The sequence below is a fragment of the Acinetobacter sp. LF10 genome (assembly GCF_048585715.1).
Taxonomy (GTDB): domain Bacteria; phylum Pseudomonadota; class Gammaproteobacteria; order Pseudomonadales; family Moraxellaceae; genus Acinetobacter.
In genome coordinates, this window is the sequence record NZ_CP184160.1 from 1,180,857 (window position 1) to 1,200,204 (window position 19,348).

The window sequence follows — 19,348 nt, forward strand, 5'->3', positions numbered from 1 at the left end:
TATGAAAAAGTTAATTTTCGCTACTATGTGTTTACTATCTACTTCGGCATTTGCGGGTTCTTCACTTTTTGCTGAATATTCTGCACATAAGGGGAAGTTTAGTGATGGTATTAGTGCTGATCTGAATGGTGGTGCTTTTGGTATTTCCACATCACAATCACATAATGGATATTGGGGGAAATTTGAGTACCTTACGAGTAGTGAGTTTAATAATGGTGAAAAAATCATTTTTTGGAATGGGTCTAAGTGGGACTATACAACTAAGAAAGCGAATATAAGTTACTATGAGCTTGCGGCTGGCGGTCATTTGAATTTCTACAATGTAAACAATGTGTATTTACTTGGGACACTAGGTGTTGGCGTTGGTGTAATTGATGTTGACGGGTTTGATAGCTCTGCATATTTTACAATGCCTGTTGGTATTGAAGCTGGTTATAATTTTGCACAGAATTTGTCTGTATATGGTGGTATTGGCTACAAGTGGGCGATTGAGATCAAAGATAAGCGTACGCTTTGCAAAGATGGGACTCGTAGTGACAGCAAAGGTTCTGGCACATGTTCTTGGCATGGTGGCGTTGCAACTGGACAGGATAGTATTACTGTAGGTGACTTTGATGGCGTGACTTATAAAGTTGGTTTACGTTATAATTTCTGATCTTGAGTAAAGTTGTGCAATTCTTAAACTAATAGTATGATCCCTATCAATAATAATGATGGGGATTTTTTATGGGTTTTAATTTTAGAAAGAGTTTTAAAATTGCGCCAGGTGTAAAATTAAACGTTACAAAAAAAGGGATTAGTAGCGTTTCTGTTGGAAAGAATGGCGCAAGAGTGAATGTTAGTAGAAAAGGAACTAAAACTACAGTTGGTATTCCAGGTAGTGGTTTGTCTCATTCAAGCTATAGACCACATAACAGCAATGAATCACAAGATAATAAAAATCAGATAGGTTTTGGAACATTACTTATTATTGGTCTTGTTGTTTTGTTTTTTATCATATTTATATTCGGGTGATTTATGAAGTTTTTAATATTGCTGTTTGCAGTTTATTTTATCCCTATAAATTCTTATGCTAATGATAAGGAAGAAGATAGATTGTTATCGAATTTTGCAGAAGCTACCAAGGCTAGAAATTTACCTAAGAAATGTCAGGCGACAAAAGATTTACTTAGATATTATAAAAAGGTTGGTAATAAGAATCGGGTAATAATGTCACAGGGTATTTTGGACAGAGATTGTAAAAAATATAAGTGAATTAAATATGAAATTATAACCGCTTTAATAGCGGTTTTTTTTCATCTGGAGAAAAGTGATGGCTGGTAATGATATTTTAAGCCGTATTCAAATTTTGCTTGATGCAGATACGGCAAATTTTGAACAAGGTATGCAGGATGCACAACGAACATCTGTATCAACCTTTGACAAAATTAAATCCAGTGCAAAAGTCATGGGTACCGCAGTTGCTGCGGGTGCAGCATCAGCGACAGTGGCACTTGCAACCATGGCTTGGGAAACAGCAAATCAAGCCGCTGAACTCGAAAAATTCGCGCTGCGTGCCAATACAACCACTCAAGATTTCCAAAAAATGGCGGTGGGTGCTCAGGCCTATGGTATTGAGCAAGAAGCGCTCAGCGACATGATGAAGGACTTCAATGAAAAGCTAGGTGAGTTGACGACGATTGGCGCTGGTGGCGGTGTCGATTTCTTTGAACAAATCGCAGTGAAGACTGAAGGATCTGCAGCAGCAGCCGAAAAGCTGATTCTAAAAATGCAGAAACTTTCGGGACCTGAAGCACTCCAGCTCTATGTCGATAAGCTTGAAGAAGCAGGGGTAACGCAACAGCAAATGTCATTCTATCTGGAGTCGATGGCTTCAGATATGACCGACCTCATTCCATTGTTGATCAATGGTGGTGAGGGCATGCAGCTTTATTCCGATGCTGCGGAACGTGCTGGCATCGTGATGAACGATGAAACCATTGCTAAAGCTAAAATTCTCAAAGAGCAAATGTATTTGCTCGATTTACAGTTACAAGGTGCTAAAAATCAGCTGATGCAGGCGGTGATTCCTGCTTTTGTTGATATTGCACAGGCTTTTTTTGGTGGATCTGAGCAGGGAATTCAATTCTCTGGCGTAGCTGAAGGTATTGCAAAAGTATTGAAAGGTGTTGCTGCGGTAGCAATTGGGGCAGTTACATCAATTCAACTTTTGGGTAAAGCACTTGGTGGAATGGCCGCAATTGGTGGTGCAATCTGGAATGAGACCGACTGGTACGAAATGAATCCAATCGGTCTAGTAAAGGCAGCGTATGAGGCACGTGCTGAAATTTCAGCTTTAACGAATGAGATGAAAGCCGACATGCACAGCACCATTATTGGTGCAGCTGATCGTCTAGATGGCATGTGGAATAGTACAAGTTCGGGTACAGCAGCACAGATGGCAGCCTTGCGTAGTGTTGAGAAAACAACAGGCGGTGTGAATGCAGGTTTAGGCACATTAGTTGAGAAGCAAGACAAGGCAGAAAAATCAGCGAAAAAAGCCACAAAAGCCAATTCTGAGCTAAATAATGTCTTACGTGATCAAGAGCGTGCTTTAGAGCAAGCCAAGCGGTTGGTGTATGAATATGGCGATGAGTTGCTTCGTATTGAAGAGGATCTGAAAAAAGATCTTGAAGAAATTCAGGGTGCAACATTAAAAGCTGAAGCGAAAGATCGTTATTCTGCCCTGGCTAAAGCGCAGGCAGCTTCACGAAAACAGTTATACGTGGCTGAGCTTGAAAATGAGCTATATGAGCACCGTAAAACTGAAGAAGAAAAACTTGCTGATGAACTGCGCATTAATAAGCTTCGTTTAGATGCTCAGCGTGGATTAAATAAAAATGAGATAGAACTGCGTAAACAAGCATTGGACGATAAATACCGTTTAGAGCTTTCTCAAATTGATAAAGAAAAACGTTCTCGTGTTAATACTGCAATGGCTGCGTGGGGTGGTACCTATTCAGACATGACAGGGCAGGGTGAAGAGCATGCCTTGTCACAGCAGCGTTTTTCACGGATTGATCAATCTCAAGAGCTGTTCGATGCGCAAATGGCGTTGGCAGATACCGCTGAAGAACGTGAAGCTATTTGGGAAGCACACCACAACCGTATGCAGTTCATTGAGCAAGAGTACTTCCGTTCTCGTGCCAATATGCAACTGCAATGGGGCATGAGCTATGTTCAAGGTGCAGCAGGTGTCATGGCTCAAGTCTTTGGTGAAAACTCCAAAGCCTATCAAGCCATGTTTGCCGTGCAAAAAGCCATGGCGATTGCTCAAGTGATGATGAATGCGCCTGCCACCTTCTCTGCAGTGATGACATCGGCTTCAGCCATTCCAGTGGTCGGTCCATTCATTGCACCAGGATTGGCAGCGGGTGCAGTGGCATTACAAATGGCTCAGGCTGCAATGATTGGATCTGTATCATTCCAGCCAACCGGTATGGCGCATGATGGTATTGATCGAATTCCAGAGGAAGGGAGCTGGTGGCTTGATAAAGGTGAACGTGTCCTAAAAGAGCAAACATCATCAAAACTTGATAGCACACTCGATGAGATCCGTCGAAACAATCGTGAACCTGCGTACGATATGCCATCAGTACAACAGCCGATTTATAACATTCAAGCCTTGGATGGTAAGAGTGTTGAGCGTGTACTAAAAAAACACAATCGGCACGTTGCTGGAAGTATGAAAGGCTATGCACGTAATTTTGGGAGATAAATGATGTCTGATGTTTTATTTCCAGACTTAAGAATTGGTTATGACCTGACGCGAAAGCCGATGTTCAATACCAAAATTATGACATCGGTGAATGGTCATGAACTGCGGGCAAGTTATCAAGCTGTGCCGAAATATGAGTTTTCATTGACGTTGCCAGGGCTTCAAGAACGGAAAGGCGAACTTCAGGCAATTGAAGACTTTTTCATTGCTCGTCGCGGTGCCTTTGATTCGTTCTTGTTCAAAATGCCTTGGGACAATGAATATGACTGCACCTTCAATGGTGACGGCACGACGACTTCATTTCAACTATATAAAGGTCAGTTGCCACTTGGAAATACACAATCGCAAGTGGCTTTTGATGCTGATCCTACATTTTGGAATGAAGATGACAATCAGCAGTTTTGGAGTGAAGACGATAACGAGTTGTTTTGGGACGATACAAAAATCACAGTCAGCAAAAGTGGTGTAGTTCAAGCAACAAAGCCATTGAAAGCCGGGCATAAGTTTTCAGTGAACGGCACCTTTTATTATCGTTGCCGATTTGCTGATGATAGCCAGGCATTCACGCTGTTCAGTTATCGACTATGGAAGGGTGAAGTTACTTTGATCGGATCTTTGGGAAATAAAGTATGAGAGCAGCTTCTGCGAAACTAATTGCGTTACTTGATGCTGATCAGTTTGTGATGGCAGATCTCTATACCATCACCACTGTTCAAGGTGATGTATTCCGATACACGAATTATGACTTTGACCTGGTGGTTGCAGGTCAGGTCTATAGCTCGGAAGGTCCTATCATCAGCCGTGACGGGATCAGTCTTTCACTCGGCATTGAGGTTGATAATTTATCGATCAGTATTGATTGTATTGATGATAATGAATGGAACGGCATCAATGTTGTTCAAGCGTTTCATAATGGCCAGCTAGATGGTGCGCGTTTCAAGCTGGAGCGAATCTTCATGGATATGGCTACACCAACGGATACCAGTGCCGGAACGATTAAGTTGTTCGAAGGTCGAATCATTGAGCCTGACTTAGATCGTAATTCAATTCAGGCCAGTGTTGCATCGGATCTGGATGAATTGAACGTGCAAATGCCACGAAATCTTTATCAGCCAAGCTGTACCAATACGTTATTCGATACAGCATGCGGTCTATTGCGTCAAAACTTTATGGTGCAAACAACGATTGAAGCAGGCAGTACTACAGCTCGAATTTTATGCCAGGTGAATCAGCCTCAAGGCTGGTTCACACAAGGCGTAATTGAGTTCTTGGACGGTGGCAATGCTGGTCTGAAACGGACGATTCGTCTGCATGAATCGGGGGCTTTGTTATTGACTTTGCCATTGTTGGAAGCACCGCAGGCGGGGCAACGAATCAAAGTTTATCCAGGATGTGATAAGCGACTTGAGACTTGTCAAAACCGTTTTAATAACTTTAGTCGTTTTCGTGGTGCGCCATTTATACCTGTACCGGAAACAGCCGTTTAATCAAATTTAATCTTCAATCCATACCTAGCAAATGCTAGGTTTTTTTATGGGGTAAAGAATATGGCATTGCCTACAGCTGATGAACTTATTGCAAGTACAGTAAATCATGGTCAATTTAAAGCAAAGCTAAAACAGTTAGTTGAGAATGTTGAATCGAAAGATAGTGCTCAGGCTAGAGTCGAAGAAATAAGAACGGATTTAACTGATCCCAGTAAAAATCTTTTTAATGAAAACACAAAAATAACAGGGAAATTTATTTCAAACGACCCTGCGGGCGTTATTCAAAATTCTGCAGGCTGGTCAATATCTGACTACATACCTGTAACTGCCGGTTTGTCTTATGCTATTTCAGCAGAAGCGAGACGTCCAGGTTTAGCGTTTTATGATTCTGCGAAAGTTTTAGTTGCAGGTAGCTACAATGGAAGTAATCCTGCAATTGTTACAGCGCCAGTGGGTTCGGCATATCTTGTGATTAATGTTGATTCTAATACTATCACTGCCTCAAAAGTGCAAGTGGAGCAAAGTTCATCTGTCACAAGTTACGTCGAATTTGGAGGAATTATTAAAGAGGAAAAAATCCCGACAAATATCCCTAGACGTGAAGATCTGGTTTCTTATGTTGAAAAAACAGAGCTTGAAACTTTGGTAAACCCATTAACAGTAAAGGATTATGATGTGGTTACCATTAGTCCAAATTTGCTTGATACAACCAAGAAACAATTAAACAAGTTGATTAATAGCGACACTGGTCGGATCGTAGCGTCAACAAACTGGTCTTGCTCGGATTTCATCCCTGTAGTTGCTGGTCAATACTATACGCTTTCATTTAGTAATAAGCGCGTGGGTGCTGCATTTTTCACAACAAAAGAGAGTGCTGCAACCACTAGTCTTGGTTATATTAATTCTTTAGCAAATCCACTGACAGTTCAAGCACCAGCGGGTGCAAACTGGCTCGTTGTCAATCTTGACTCGCCAACGATTGTTGCTTCAAATGTTCAAGTAGAAGCCGGCAATGTAGCAACAAAATATCAAGAGTATGGCACACATTTTAAGATTGACCCTGCATATATTAATGGCTTTGGCGGCAATTCTAAGAGTAAACTGGAAATTAAAGCGGCTAATCTTGCAGCAGTTTCTGGTTTTGTCGATGGCGTTCCAATTAAGATCAACCTGCAACTTACAAAAGCCAACACACATGACAACAGCACAGTATTCAATTTTGCCAGTGATATTGTAAATAACGTGATTCAGCGTGCAGTCTTAAACGACGATGTGGCACCGATGCGCCTCGACGGTTTTACAGTTGGCGCAAATCATGGTTATGAAAAATCAAATGTAACCCTTGCTTCACATGGAAAAACAGCAGCGGATATTGGGTCGGTGTGGTCAAGTGCTGGTAAAGAGTATGTGATTGTAGACATTGTTTCCGTTGATGTTTTAAGTGTAACGAGCAGAACGGATAATGTTGCATTTTCACCTGGAGCACTGACCCATGTTAGTGGCGCTTCAAATACTACATCCTTTACACCAACTTCAACAGTTTCGCGTCAATGGTATCCAGCCATTCGTGACAGAAAACTTACTTGCTTTGTTGATAATGTAAAAATTGATCTCGCTCAGATTGCAAATTATGACTTTGAAAAGAATGTTAAATTTTTAGAGTCATATAGCATCTTGAAAAAGTCAGACATGATCGACTGGCTCATTGCGAATAGAGGGATTAACCATACTAACTATGCTGCTGCACCATGTTACACAGTAGATTTTGGCTATACGTTTGACCGTGAATGTGGATGCACAATCTATTTCGGTGGTGTTGGGCGTAAAACTGTCGTTTTACAAGACCAAATGGTTGCTCAGAGTATTCAGCTCGACCAGGGGAACGGGGTTGTTTATAACTATATTCCTAAAGCCGTACCGTTTACGGCCGGTGGTTATACGTATGATTTTTCACAGAAAGAAAACTTATATGGCAAGAACCCATCAGAAGCTTTGCATTTAACAGCATCGCGTCAGGAGGCTGGAACAAGCCCAATTGATCGTTTGGTTATGCTGAATGACCAGGTCGGTTATGCAATTGGATATCTGCCGATTTTAGACGCTGCGCCTGATGTTCGACCCACTAATGCATCTAGAAAATATTTAGAGATTCGCAATGACACGCTGAAAGTCTATCCTCGTTTGATAGATTCCGCACTAATTAATCAAATTAATGATGGTGATGCTTTTGCTGCGATTGCATATCGAAAGTATTTTAAGCGCAGTCCAGACCGCACATGCAAATACGTAGTTAGATCAGAGATGGGTGATTATTTATATCTCGACTGGCATACAGCCAAAACGGATGAAATTGAGCTGCCGGCGGACTTGGTTGGGCGTGAATTTGAGATTTTTGAGAAGTCTAGCAACGTCACGCTGCTTTCAAAGTTTGCCAGCAATTCGATTTTAGTCAAAATTGATGCTTCAAAGAGTTATGGCTACCTAGTAATTAAGTTTAAATAACACCCACCAACCCCAGCCTTAATTAAGTCGGGGTTTTTTGGATTAATATGGAAAAAAATATCGAAGTTGTAGATGAAGCAATGACATGGCTCGGTACGCCATACCATCACCAAGGGCGTGTCAAAGGTGTCGGTGTCGATTGTGCAACACTGCTTTGTGAGGTTTACGAAGCAGTAGGGCTGATTGATCATTACGATCCAGGCCCATACCCACCTGACTGGCATATGCACCAGATGGGGCAGCGCTATCTTGAGCACATTCAAAACTTTTGTGAGCAGGTAAACGATCCTCAGCCTGGTGATATTGTTCTTTATCATTTTGGCAAGTGTATCAGTCATGCTGCAATTGTCGTCGAGTGGCCAACGATCATCCACTCATATATCCATCAGGGGGTCATCCTTCAGGATGGAACCAAAGGAAGTTTAGCCCGGCGAATTGCCGGGTTTTATCGTTTAAGAGGACAGTAAAATGGGTGGTGTTTTTGGGGGTGGTACAGTCAGCACATCTGACAAACGTATCAATTCAATGCGTATTCAACAATCCGCTTATGGCCTTTGCCAGCCCCTGGTTTATGGTAAAAACCGTGTTGCTGCTAATATGTTCTGGTATGGTGACTTTACCGCCACAGCGCATACAACAACGACAAAGCAGGTTGGTAAAGGTGGTGGTGTAAAAACCAAAAACACGACTTATACCTATAGCGCGTCTTTCATGCTTGGTCTCTGTGAAAATAAGATTAAGGACATTGGTATTATCTGGCGTGATAAAGAACAGATTGTTCCTAAAACGGAAGGCGGTATTCAGCTTAAACCCATTGATCAGCTAGGGTTTGAATTATTTGATGGTGATCATAATCCTGTTTGGGGCTATCTCCCATCAAAGCATCATGACCAGGCATTGCACTATCCATTTCTCGGTTATGTCGCATGTGCCAACTACGATCTGGGGGGGAGTGCCAGCTTATCGAATCACAATTTTGAAGTGATTAGCGATATTACATTCTCAGAAACGATTCATGATGCAAATCCAGCGGATGTAATTGAAGACTTCATTACCAATCCACGATATGGCGCATCACCCAGTCTGCAAATGGCAGATTTATCTGAATTTCGGACTTACTGTACAGCAACCAATTTGTTGATCAGTCCTGCTTTGACAGAACAGCGTGAAGCATTCGAAATCATCAATGAAATTGTTGAAGCGGTGAATTGTGCCGTGGTACCTAGTCCAGACGGTTTGAAGATCCGATCTTATGGTGACAGTGTCGTCAGTGGAAATGGGGTAACGTTCGTACCTGATCTGGAGCCTGTTTATCACCTTACTGATGATGATTTTATAGGTGAAGATCAGCCAGTTCGGGTACGCCGAAGTCGTGATACAGATGCATATAATCATTGCCAGATTGAATATGTAAACCGCTTCAATCAATACAATACTGAAACAGTGGAGGCTAAAGACCAAGCCAATATTGAAATGTTTGGTCTACGTACGCAAGATCCGGTCAAGCATGATTTTTTCTGTGAACCTAAAATTGCCCGTCATGCAGTGCAGTTGCTATTGCAGCGAAAACTTTATGTCCGTAATGAATATGAGTTTGAATTGGGCTGGAAGTACTGCCGTTTAGAGCCGATGGACATTGTGACCATCACAGATGAATCACTAGGCTTAAATCAGTTTCCAGTTCGGATCACCCGGGTTGAAGAAGATGAAGACGGAATGTTCTCGATTACGGCTGAAGAACTGGCTGTTGGATCTCGTTCTGCAGTTGAATATGATCTTCAATCATCGAATGGGTATCAAGGTGGAAATGAAGAACCAGGAAACGTGAATGCACCGAATATTTTTGAGCCACCATTAGATTTGACAGGGGGTAAGAATCAGATCTGGGTAGCTGTATCAGGTGGAATTAATTGGGGCGGCTGTAATGTCTGGGTCAGCTTGGATAATACGACTTATGAAATGGTTGGTACGATCTATGGGTCTGCTCGATATGGTGCCTTGGTTTCAGCGATTGATGCAGATGATACCGAGATGCAGATTCAGTTGAATACATCCAGCCAGATGTTCAGTGGTACGGTTGAAGATGCTGAAGTTGATGCAACTCTATGTAGAGTCGGTGACGAATATATTAACTATATTGAGGCCACATTGAATGGATCTGGGCTGTATACATTGAGCGATGTGATCCGTGGACGTTTCGATGATGCAGGGCCACATAATGCAGGCGAATCATTTGTTCGTATTGATCGTGCCATTTTTAGTCATGATTACAATGAAAATATGGTCGGAAAGCAGATTTATTTGAAGTTCACCAGCTTCAATGGATTGCAGCAAAGAGAACAGACTTTGGATGAAGTGACTGCGTACAGTTACACCATCAACGGGGGGCGTCCTGCAGGTGTCAAAGGTTTATCACTTCAATCTGCATTTGAAGGAACGAGCTTTAAAGTTCAATGGCAAAGTGCAGCTGGTGCGACAGGTTATATTGTTCAGATTTGGTCGAATGGTGTATTGCTTCGAACTGTTGATACAACGAATACAGATTATTCATACAGCATGGATGAAGCGAAAATCGACGGTATTCAACGTGCTTATACAGTACGGGTCGCAAGTAAAAACGGCTCGATTGTCAGCACTTATGCTGAGCTGAATATCAGTAATCCAGTTCCGCCACAATTGTTGAACGTGTACACATCGGCAACAGCAAACTCGATCACAGTGACTTGGATTCCAAGTGAAGTTCCTGATCTGAAAGATTACCAGGTTTGGGTCAGTCCAAATGCAAACTTCGATCCAGATACACTAGCAGCATCTTGGACAGGTACTGAGAATGCTTGCACGATTACTGGCTTGCAATCGACGACCACATATTATGTGCGTGTTGCTGCGCGGGACGTATGGAAGCCGACCTCGTGGAATTATTCATCACGGATCACACAGGCAACTGCTGATAGTTAAATTTTTCAACCATAAAGCACCTTCGGGTGCTTTTTTATTGCCGATTTTAAGGGGGCGCAATGTCGAACGCGACACAAATGGTGGATGCTTCTGGGCCAGTAGCGACTACAGCAGGCACAGGTATCACAATTATTTCCTGGCTTGCTACTTGGGACTGGGGTTTTTTAATTGGTGTTTTGATAGGTTTGGCTGGTCTTGCGATTAGTTTTGCAAACTACTTATCAAACAAGCAATTTCAAAAACGTAAAGATCAACGTGAGCAAGAAGAACATGAACTGAAAATTGCTAAATTGCGAGGGCAATCGGATGCAAAACAAGACTAAATTATTTGTCGCTGGTTCAACAGTTGCTGCCGCTTTATTAAGCGGCATTTTTATTACTGGACCAAGTGAACAGCAAGTTCAAGCAACAGCACAAAAAGAAGGCTTTACACCTAAGCCGGTGATCCCGGTTAAAGGAGATGTACCAACTATCGGCCACGGCACCACAGTCTATCCAAACGGTGTACGAGTCAAGATGACAGATCCTGCAATTGATCGTAAAACAGCGCTTCAATATTTGAAGCTTCACATGGATAAAGATGCACAACGGTTCAATAAAACCATATTGAATGTACCAATTTCACAGGATGAATACGATCTATATTTAGATTTCACATATCAATACGGTACCGCAAACTGGTCCAGTTCATCGATGTTGCGCAACCTCAAAGCCAAAAAATATAAAGCTGCCTGTGACTCATTACTCAAATGGAAATACGTAGCAAAGCGTGACTGTTCTATTCGTTCAAATAACTGCTATGGCGTTTGGACACGACAATTAGAGCGTCATAAGAAATGTCTGGAGGCTCAATAATGCTAATTATAGCTGCAAAATTTTGGCGAGAAATCATTATTGGTTTTCTCGCTTTTTTATTGCTGATCACTTTGACTGTTTTAAATCATAAAACAGGTCAATTAAAACAAGCTGATCAAAAGTGTTTTGCACAGATTCGAGAAATTGAGCGTAAGCAAGTTAAAGCCTTGGCTGAAGCTCAAAACAAAGCAAATAAGGCGAGTGCTGAATATGAGCAAGTCAAAGCTAAACAACGAACAAAAGTCGAAACTGTTACACGTACAGTGCAAAAGATCGTGGAACGTCCTATTTATCTCAATCGCTGTATTGATGACGATGGGTTGTCAGAAATCAACAATCTTATCAAAGCAAGTGATTCCAGCTAACTTATTGCAACCATGTCAAAATTTGAGTCAATTAGAGCGGGGTACTGGTAAAGAGGTTCTGTTGTGGGCTGTCGATACTGTAGCTAAGTACAATGAATGTGATTCAAAACATGCTGCACTTGTGAAAGCTCTCGAATGAGGGCTTTTTACATTTTGAGAAAAAAATGCGCAAAAATTGAATATAAGAATTAAATTGCGCAAATATATTCACAATAATTTATTCTTTGACTTGTTTGAATCCCTTCAATTTACGACCTATCGTAACTAAAAATCTATCAACCTCATCTTTATCAGCAAATTTAATTGCGCCATCTTGCTCATCTTTTAGCACATAATGCTGTGTGTACATTGAACTGATGTCGCTATAGTCTTGATAGTCCTCATGCTCATATTGAACAATATGCAGATATTTCCCGTCTTTCTTTAAATAGATGTATCTCATACAATTTTCCAACTATCTACTATGTCTGCCCAGTCTTGTAGCATCTTTCTACGGCTTTCCAGATATTTCGCATGGTTGTATGTAGCCCGTGTTTTATTTTCTTCAACATGAGAAAGTTGCTTATTAATCCAATCAGGTTTATAGCCTTTCTCATTTAGCAGGGTGGAAGCAGTGGCTCTAAAGTCATGAGTAGTTACTTCTGGAAGACCTATAAAAACTAGCGCACGATTTAGCGTGGTGCGGGATAAAATGTCATCCGTTTTAAATGGTGCAGCAAATACATGAGTTTTGTCACCACAAATTTCATATTGTTCTTTAAGTAGTGCATATAATTGATCAGACATGGGTACGATATGAATATGATTCTTCTTATTTGTTCTTTCCTGAAGTCGTCTTCTTGATGCTTTTGGAAACTTCACTATTTTTTCGTCAAAGTCTACAAAAGACCACTGCATTCTCCGTATTTCTGAAGCTCGTAGCATGGAATACATCATTGCACGACATGCATTACTTACAGTTCTTGTTCCGCCATATAGACTTATTCTAACCATTAACTTAATTCTTTCTTCTTTTTCGAGTGGGCGTGCATGTTCAGTTTCAGGTGATTCAATTGCATTTCGAACTGCATATGTTGGATCTGTATCAGCTCTTAAAGTCACAATAGCGTATTTCATAACCAAGCCAATGAATCGTCTATTTTGGCAAGCAGCAGCTTCTCCTGTACCGTAATGCCCAGTCTTTTTTACCCGATCCATTGTTTTATTCAAAATTCTTAAAACATCAGCCGAATTTACTTCTTTGATAGGTTTGTCACCAATTTCTTTGTAAATATCAGTTCTCATAGATCGCTTAAACTGGTCTCTATATTCTTCGCTTTTATACTTCATCTGTTCAACGATATATTCTTCAGCTACAGCTTTAAATGTGTTTCTATTAGCAGTTTGATTCTCATGTTGAATTTTCTTTTTTTCTTGTACTGGGTTAATACCATCTTTTAAAAGAACTTTTATTTCGTCTTTCTTTTTTCGTGCTTCAGCTAAAGATACCAACGGGTAATCGCCTAGACTAATTGTTCCTTCTTTGCCATGTAGTGTATATTTAAGTCGCCATACTTTCTTTCCAGATGGTCTAACCTCAATGTACAGACGTTCAGCGTCAAGAGCTCTATACATTTTTTCTTTTGGTTTTAGAGTTTTTATTTTAGTATCTGAAAGCATTGTTACCCGTCCAGTGTTTTTATTACCCGCAAATATACCCGTTTTATTTGCAGATTAATACAGATCAATACCGACTAAAACCGACTAATGAATTGGTAAGATGTAAGTGAATAAAGACTTTTCCAGATTAATTCAGATTTAAGCAGACTAAAGTGAATATTTTAATAGCAAATGATGATGGTGTTTTTGCACCAGGCTTACAGGCTCTAGCACAAGCGTTAAAGCCTTTAGGACGCGTCGTCGTGGTTGCACCTGAAAGTGAGCGTAGTGGTTACTCAAGTGCTTTAACTTTAGATCGTCCTTTACGACCTATTCCAATTGCAGAAGATGTTTGGGCTGTGAATGGAACGCCCGCAGATTGTGTTTATTTATCAATGAATGGTCTATTCGATTTTGAATTTGATCTTGTTGTCAGTGGTATTAATAGTGGCGCAAACCTCGGCGATGATGTTCTATATTCAGGTACGGTTGGTGCTGCATTTGAAGGTCGCCTAATGAAACATCCTGCAATCGCAGTTTCATTAGCAGGTTCAAATGTACGTTCCTATGAACATCCAGAGCATTATGCGAAAGCTGCACAATGGGTTCATGATTTTATTGCGAATGGGCTACCAATTTTGCCGCCCCGTCATATTTTTAATATTAATATCCCAGATGTTGAGCAAATTAAAGGGACACAAATCACCTATCAAGGTCGTAGAGCACAATCCAAACCAATTAGTAGCCATGTTGATCCACGTGGTCGCCAAGTCTATTGGATTGGTTTAGCCGGTGAGGCGGTTACAGAACCTCAATCCGCTTCAAGTCATATTCAGTCTGATTTCTTTGCTGTCGCGAATGGTTATGTCAGTATCACGCCGATTCAAATGGATGCAACTAATTATGCTGTACTCGACAATTTACATCTTCATGTAAATGGTTAGCAGTGGCTATGTTATAACTTTGTGAATATAGAAAGTGAGAACTCGTTTTTTCTCACTTTTTTGGTACTCTTAGGCGCAAATAAATTAAGGTTTTTTCGATGAGGGCGAAGATGCATTTAAACCATGTCTCGATTTTTCTATCACGAAAAATGATTAAAACAATCGTGTTGTCTATGGCAGTAACAAGCATTGTCGTCGTTACAGGTTGTGCATCAAAACCACAAGCAAAAGGTGGTAATCGTTATGTACAGCAAGCACCCAATTATTACACAGTACGTTCAGGCGATACGCTGAGTGCAATTTCAAATCGTTATGGATTGAATTATTTAGATGTTGCTGCGCTGAATGATATTGCGCCGCCTTATCGTATTTATGTCAATCAATCATTACGTTTAAAAGGTTCTGTTGCACAACGAACGACATCTACACAAGCAGTGGCACAAACCACGCCGATTCAACGTCAAACGATTAACTTACCAACACAACAACCTGTTGTTCCTAAGACACAGCCTGTTATACCAAAAGCTGTTATTCCAGCAAATCCCGTTACACCGTCTTCAACGACGCTTGCTTCGAGTTTACGTTGGGTAAAACCATCAAATGGAGCGATTATTCAAAGTTTCAATTTGGCAAATAACGTCAAAGGAACACGTTACGGTGGTAATGAAGGTGATCCTATTTTTGCTGCTGCAAATGGGCAAGTGGTCTATGCTGCTGATGGTTTAAAAGAATATGGCAATCTAGTCTTGATTAAGCATATTGATGGTTATATTACGGCGTATGCACATAACAGTAAGATGTTAGTCAAGAGTGGGGATAATGTGATTGCTGGTCAAAAAATTGCAGAAATGGGTTCTTCAGGTGCTTCACGTATCATGCTTGAGTTCCAAGTTCGTTTAGATGGTAAGCCTGTGAATCCAATGACAGTTTTACCAAACTAAAATAGTCGAATTAATAATCTTTCAATAAATTATTAATAATCGCTAGTTTAAGGGTAGACTTCCCTGTATACTTATTTGAGATTGCTTTAATTAGAACAATAAGCATATTTTAATAAATTAAGAGGGAAGTCTATGCTAGATCAATTGCGTGCAATGGGGGTCTTCGCTTGCGTTGTTGAAAAAAGTTCTTTTAGTGGTGCAGCACGAGAATTAGGAATTACAACAAGTGCAGTCAGTCAACAAATTCGTTCTTTAGAACATGAAATGGATGTCACTTTACTTCATCGTTCTACTCGAAAACTCAGTCTTACAGAAGCAGGACAAGCATTTTTTCTCAGTTGTCAAGAAATGTTGGCTGCCGCTGAACGTGGCAAAATTCGTATCAATGAACTCCGCGACGATCTTGTTGGAGATTTACGTATTGCGACGACACCTGAATTAGGTGCCTTGCATGTCATTCCAGCACTATCTCATTGGATGTCAGCACATAAAGGTCTAGCGATTCATTTTGAAGCAGACCATCGTTATATAGATTTGATTGAAGAGCGGATTGATATCGCAATACGGATGAGCTTGCGTGTTGATGATCATCAGCTCACCGCAGTACCTTTAGCGAGAGTTGATCAGGTTCTCGTTGCATCGCCAAGTTATCTCAATCAAGCATCACCTATTACTCGCCCAGAAGATTTACGAAATCACGAATTATTACCTGTTACCTTGATGCAAAATTATCAACATTTTGCCTTCCGTCATGGTTTGAGTGGTGAAATTGTCAATGTTGATATGAAAACACGCTTAGGCACAAACAATGTTTTTGTTGCTAAATCCTTGTGCCAGCAGGGGCATGGTATCGCGCGTATTCTCTATATGGATATTCAAAAAGAGTTGATCAATGGGTCTTTAGTTGAAGTTCTACCTGATTGGCAACTTCCTGCATATACACTTCATGCTTTAACTTCTAAGCGTGAACAATACCCAATGAAAGTACATCGTTGTATTGATGCATTAAAACAATATTTTGCTCAATTACCTGGTGGGCGATCTCTACAGGGTGTAGCCTAAGAAAAAAGCCATGTTTATTTAAAAACATGGCCTTTTCATTTTACCTATTCTTCTTACGAAGTAATTTTAAGCTTTTAGCTTCAACAGTAGATTCTTCTGAAGATTTTGTCTCAGTTTCAGCTTTTTTGGTCTTTTTCCGCTTTTTCTTTTTCTTAGGCTCATCATCTTCAACAGCTTCGCCATCTTCAATTGCTTGCCAATACTCAAGTTGTTCCATAACGGCTGCATAGATTGAATTTTTACTATATCGACCTTTCTTATCTAGTGTACCTACTGGACGAGCCATTAGAATTTCTAAGGCTTGATCAATAGTTTCAATCGCATGGACATGGAACTGACCTGCTTGAACCGCTTCAATTACATCTTGACGTAGCATCAAATGTTGCATGTTTTGACGGGGAATAATGACGCCTTGTTTGCCTGTTAAGCCTTGAAGTTTACATGCATCGTAGAAACCTTCGATTTTTGCATTCACTCCACCAATTGGTTGTACTTGACCGAGTTGGTTCATAGAACCTGTAATCGCCCATGATTGATCAATCGGAATTTGAGAGATTGCAGAAATTAAAGCTGAAAGTTCTGCAACAGTGGCACTATCGCCATCCACTTGTCCATAGCTTTGCTCAAACGCCAATGCTGCGGAGAAATGTAAGATTTGTTCACGGCCAAAGTGTGCTTTTAAGAAGCTTGACATGAGCAACACGCCTTTGGCATGAAGCGAACCGCCTAACTCGACACTGCGTTCAATATCTAAAATATCACCACCACCTTGATAAACGGATGCGGTGAGACGAGAGGGTAAACCGAACTCAACATCTGCATAGTGAATTACAGACAAGGCATTGATTTGACCTAGGCGATGTCCTGTAGTTTCAATGAGCTGCGTACCACGTGAGAGATCTTGCCAATAAAGCTCTCTTAAATAGCCTAAGCGATATTGGCGATGATGTAGTGCTTGGTTGACATGCTGATCAGTGACGATTTTATCATCGGCTTTAAAGGCATGATGATGTGCTTCACGAATTAAATCACCGAGTGTAGAGGCATGTAGTGAGAGTGAACTTTGATCTTCCGCCTGACGGCTAGAATCAGTGAGTAAAGCTGCAAGTGCGGAACGATCAAATGGAAGTAATTTATCTGCTTGAACATAGTCTGCAATCAGTTGCATATAGGCTTGTTCATTGCTGTTATTGCGTTGCAAGGTATCGGTAAAATCAGCGCGAATTTTAAAGACACTGCCTAGCTCAGGTTCAACTTCTAAAATTTCATAGTAAATTTCAGGTTCTGCCAGTAAAACGACTTTGATATCTAAAGGAACAGAAGCGGGTTCAATCGAAATGCTGCCTGTTAATGTTAGCATGTGTTCCAAAGATGAAAGTTTGAGCTGACCTGACTTCAATGCACGTTTTAAACCTTGCCATGCATAAGGTTGTTCAAGCAACTGCTCTGCTTCAAGCATTAGGAAGCCACCGTTGGCTTGATGTAATGAACCTGGGCGAATTAAGGTGAAATCGGTGGTAATCGTACCATTATGTGTAAGTTGTTCAACATGACCCAATAAATTGTAGTGTGTTGGAAAATCTTCGAAAATAACAGGTGCGCCGCTATTGGGTTTATTGGCAACGATCACATTGGCTTGATAGCGTGAAGGAACACGGTTGAATAAAGCAGGTGTAAAGTCATCTTCTTCTTGCTCTAAAATTAGCTCGACATTATCAATAATGTCCTCAGCATAATGTTTTAGATATACATCGAGACCTTTTACTTCTTTGTTTTTATTTAAAATCGACTCCATACGTGGTGTAACCACTTGAGTGGCAATTTCACGGTTTAAAATTGATACTTGATCACGAGCATCATCTTCTAAATCACCAAGATGTAACCCTAAACGCTCTAGTTTTTTCTCCATATAACGCATGTTGGATGTGATTTCAGCACGGTCTTTGCTGCTTAGAGCATCAAGATCATTTTTTGTTAATTCTTGATATTCATTTTCTATGAGCTGCATTGGAATAAACACGTGTTTGTCATCACGAGAAATCAATTTTAAATCGAGTTCTTGTCCCTCTTTTGTGAGTTCTATCAACGCTTGCTGTTGGACGTCACCTGTATCTTGACGAATGCGTTCAATGCGATTGTGATAGCTTTCAGCACTAAAACGACGTTCCAATTGTTTTAGTATGATTTGCCATGTTTGCTGTAAAGCATTTTGAAATTTTATACCTTGTCCTGCAGGAAAGCGTAGTGCAATCGGTTGTCTTGGATTTTTGAAGTTATTGACATAAACCCAATCGTTTGGCGTAGGCATGCTTTTAGCGTGTTGCTGAAGCAAGCGTTTAATCATGGTGCGTTTGCCAAGACCCGCTGTGCCTACTGCAAAAATATTATAGCCAGAGTATGGCAAGGAAATACCAGCTTCTACTGAAGCACGTGCACGATCTTGCCCAAGAAAGTTATTAAGGGGTTTGATACGTTTCGTTGAACTCGGAATCTCAGCTAAATTTAGAAGATGCGTGAGTTGTTCAGGGTTTAGTGCTGTTTTCTTAAGTGTCGTTTGAATATCCGTCTGCTCAAAGGCGCTTGGTAAAGAATTGATTTTCGCTGTAGTCGTGTTTCTTGGTGTTGAAGATAAAGTTGTTGCAGTCATTTGATCAAGTTTTTGGGTCACTATTGCTATCCAACAAAGAAACGAAAGTTAAGTAATTAAAGGTATACAGTTTTAGGTCTAAAGATCAAGCGAACTTGTGTTTTTTATCGACAAAACAAAACAATGGTTGCATAAAGCAACTTGCAAGCAAGAGCAAGAAACGATTGAATAGGCACATTCACGCATGTTCAT

The 19,348-nt window shown here is 40.7% G+C and carries 18 protein-coding genes; 15 read left to right on the top strand and 3 right to left on the bottom strand.

What is annotated here, in order from left to right; genetic code table 11:
* Window position 1: 1 nt before the first annotated feature.
* From ACN19N_RS05755 to ACN19N_RS05810, 12 genes are all read left to right on the top strand, one after another.
* A complete protein-coding gene (locus tag ACN19N_RS05755) occupies window positions 2-655 on the top strand; it encodes a hypothetical protein (RefSeq protein ID WP_420002172.1) in 654 nt (217 codons plus the stop codon).
* Between the two features lie 71 nt (window positions 656-726).
* Complete coding sequence (locus ACN19N_RS05760) at window positions 727-1,014, top strand: DUF4236 domain-containing protein (protein WP_420002173.1); 288 nt, start codon at window positions 727-729, stop codon at window positions 1,012-1,014.
* A 3-nt stretch (window positions 1,015-1,017) separates the two neighbouring features.
* Entirely contained in the window at window positions 1,018-1,254 is a 237-nt protein-coding gene (locus ACN19N_RS05765; protein WP_420002174.1) for a hypothetical protein, read from the top strand.
* Window positions 1,255-1,312: 58 nt separating this feature from the next.
* Window positions 1,313-3,757, top strand: a complete 2,445-nt coding sequence (locus ACN19N_RS05770; protein ID WP_420002175.1) for a hypothetical protein — start codon at window positions 1,313-1,315, stop codon at window positions 3,755-3,757.
* A 3-nt stretch (window positions 3,758-3,760) separates the two neighbouring features.
* Window positions 3,761-4,390, top strand: coding sequence for a DUF2460 domain-containing protein (locus tag ACN19N_RS05775; protein WP_420002176.1), 630 nt, complete (start codon window positions 3,761-3,763; stop codon window positions 4,388-4,390).
* On the top strand, window positions 4,387-5,244 hold the full coding sequence (locus tag ACN19N_RS05780) for a DUF2163 domain-containing protein (protein ID WP_420002177.1): 858 nt from the start codon (window positions 4,387-4,389) through the stop codon (window positions 5,242-5,244). Before ACN19N_RS05775 ends, ACN19N_RS05780 begins: the two co-directional genes overlap by 4 nt.
* A 60-nt stretch (window positions 5,245-5,304) precedes the next feature.
* Entirely contained in the window at window positions 5,305-7,746 is a 2,442-nt protein-coding gene (locus ACN19N_RS05785; protein WP_420002178.1) for a hypothetical protein, read from the top strand.
* 47 nt (window positions 7,747-7,793) lie between these two features.
* Window positions 7,794-8,213 carry an NlpC/P60 family protein gene (locus tag ACN19N_RS05790; protein WP_420002179.1) on the top strand — a complete coding sequence of 140 codons (420 nt, stop codon included), beginning with the start codon at window positions 7,794-7,796 and terminating at the stop codon, window positions 8,211-8,213.
* Window position 8,214: 1 nt separating this feature from the next.
* Entirely contained in the window at window positions 8,215-10,704 is a 2,490-nt protein-coding gene (locus ACN19N_RS05795) for a phage tail protein (protein ID WP_420002180.1), read from the top strand.
* Between the two features lie 59 nt (window positions 10,705-10,763).
* Window positions 10,764-11,027 (top strand): hypothetical protein, encoded by a 264-nt coding sequence (locus ACN19N_RS05800; protein ID WP_420002181.1) that lies wholly within the window; start codon window positions 10,764-10,766, stop codon window positions 11,025-11,027.
* Complete coding sequence (locus ACN19N_RS05805; RefSeq protein WP_420002182.1) at window positions 11,011-11,559, top strand: glycoside hydrolase family protein; 549 nt, start codon at window positions 11,011-11,013, stop codon at window positions 11,557-11,559. Before ACN19N_RS05800 ends, ACN19N_RS05805 begins: the two co-directional genes overlap by 17 nt.
* Complete coding sequence (locus ACN19N_RS05810) at window positions 11,559-11,924, top strand: hypothetical protein (RefSeq protein WP_420002183.1); 366 nt, start codon at window positions 11,559-11,561, stop codon at window positions 11,922-11,924. Before ACN19N_RS05805 ends, ACN19N_RS05810 begins: the two co-directional genes overlap by 1 nt.
* Window positions 11,925-12,141: 217 nt before the next feature.
* Here the strand turns inward: ACN19N_RS05810 and ACN19N_RS05815 are convergent, their stop codons facing one another.
* Window positions 12,142-12,366 carry a hypothetical protein gene (locus tag ACN19N_RS05815; protein ID WP_420002184.1) on the bottom strand — a complete coding sequence of 75 codons (225 nt, stop codon included), beginning with the start codon at window positions 12,364-12,366 and terminating at the stop codon, window positions 12,142-12,144.
* Entirely contained in the window at window positions 12,363-13,583 is a 1,221-nt protein-coding gene (locus ACN19N_RS05820; RefSeq protein ID WP_420002185.1) for a tyrosine-type recombinase/integrase, read from the bottom strand. Before ACN19N_RS05820 ends, ACN19N_RS05815 begins: the two co-directional genes overlap by 4 nt.
* A gap of 152 nt (window positions 13,584-13,735) precedes the next feature.
* Here ACN19N_RS05820 and surE point away from each other — a divergent pair, with 152 nt between their 5' ends.
* From surE to ACN19N_RS05835, 3 genes are all read left to right on the top strand, one after another.
* Window positions 13,736-14,506 (top strand): 5'/3'-nucleotidase SurE, encoded by a 771-nt coding sequence (gene surE, locus ACN19N_RS05825; RefSeq protein ID WP_269228288.1) that lies wholly within the window; start codon window positions 13,736-13,738, stop codon window positions 14,504-14,506.
* Between the two features lie 110 nt (window positions 14,507-14,616).
* Window positions 14,617-15,447 (top strand): peptidoglycan DD-metalloendopeptidase family protein, encoded by an 831-nt coding sequence (locus ACN19N_RS05830; protein ID WP_269239398.1) that lies wholly within the window; start codon window positions 14,617-14,619, stop codon window positions 15,445-15,447.
* 132 nt (window positions 15,448-15,579) lie between these two features.
* On the top strand, window positions 15,580-16,509 hold the full coding sequence (locus ACN19N_RS05835; protein WP_004662927.1) for a LysR family transcriptional regulator: 930 nt from the start codon (window positions 15,580-15,582) through the stop codon (window positions 16,507-16,509).
* Between the two features lie 40 nt (window positions 16,510-16,549).
* Here ACN19N_RS05835 and ACN19N_RS05840 read toward each other — a convergent pair whose 3' ends face one another.
* The gene (locus tag ACN19N_RS05840; protein ID WP_420002186.1) at window positions 16,550-19,177 is read right to left on the bottom strand and encodes a Lon protease family protein; all 2,628 of its coding nucleotides are present in this window, start codon (window positions 19,175-19,177) and stop codon (window positions 16,550-16,552) included.
* Window positions 19,178-19,348 lie beyond the last annotated feature (171 nt).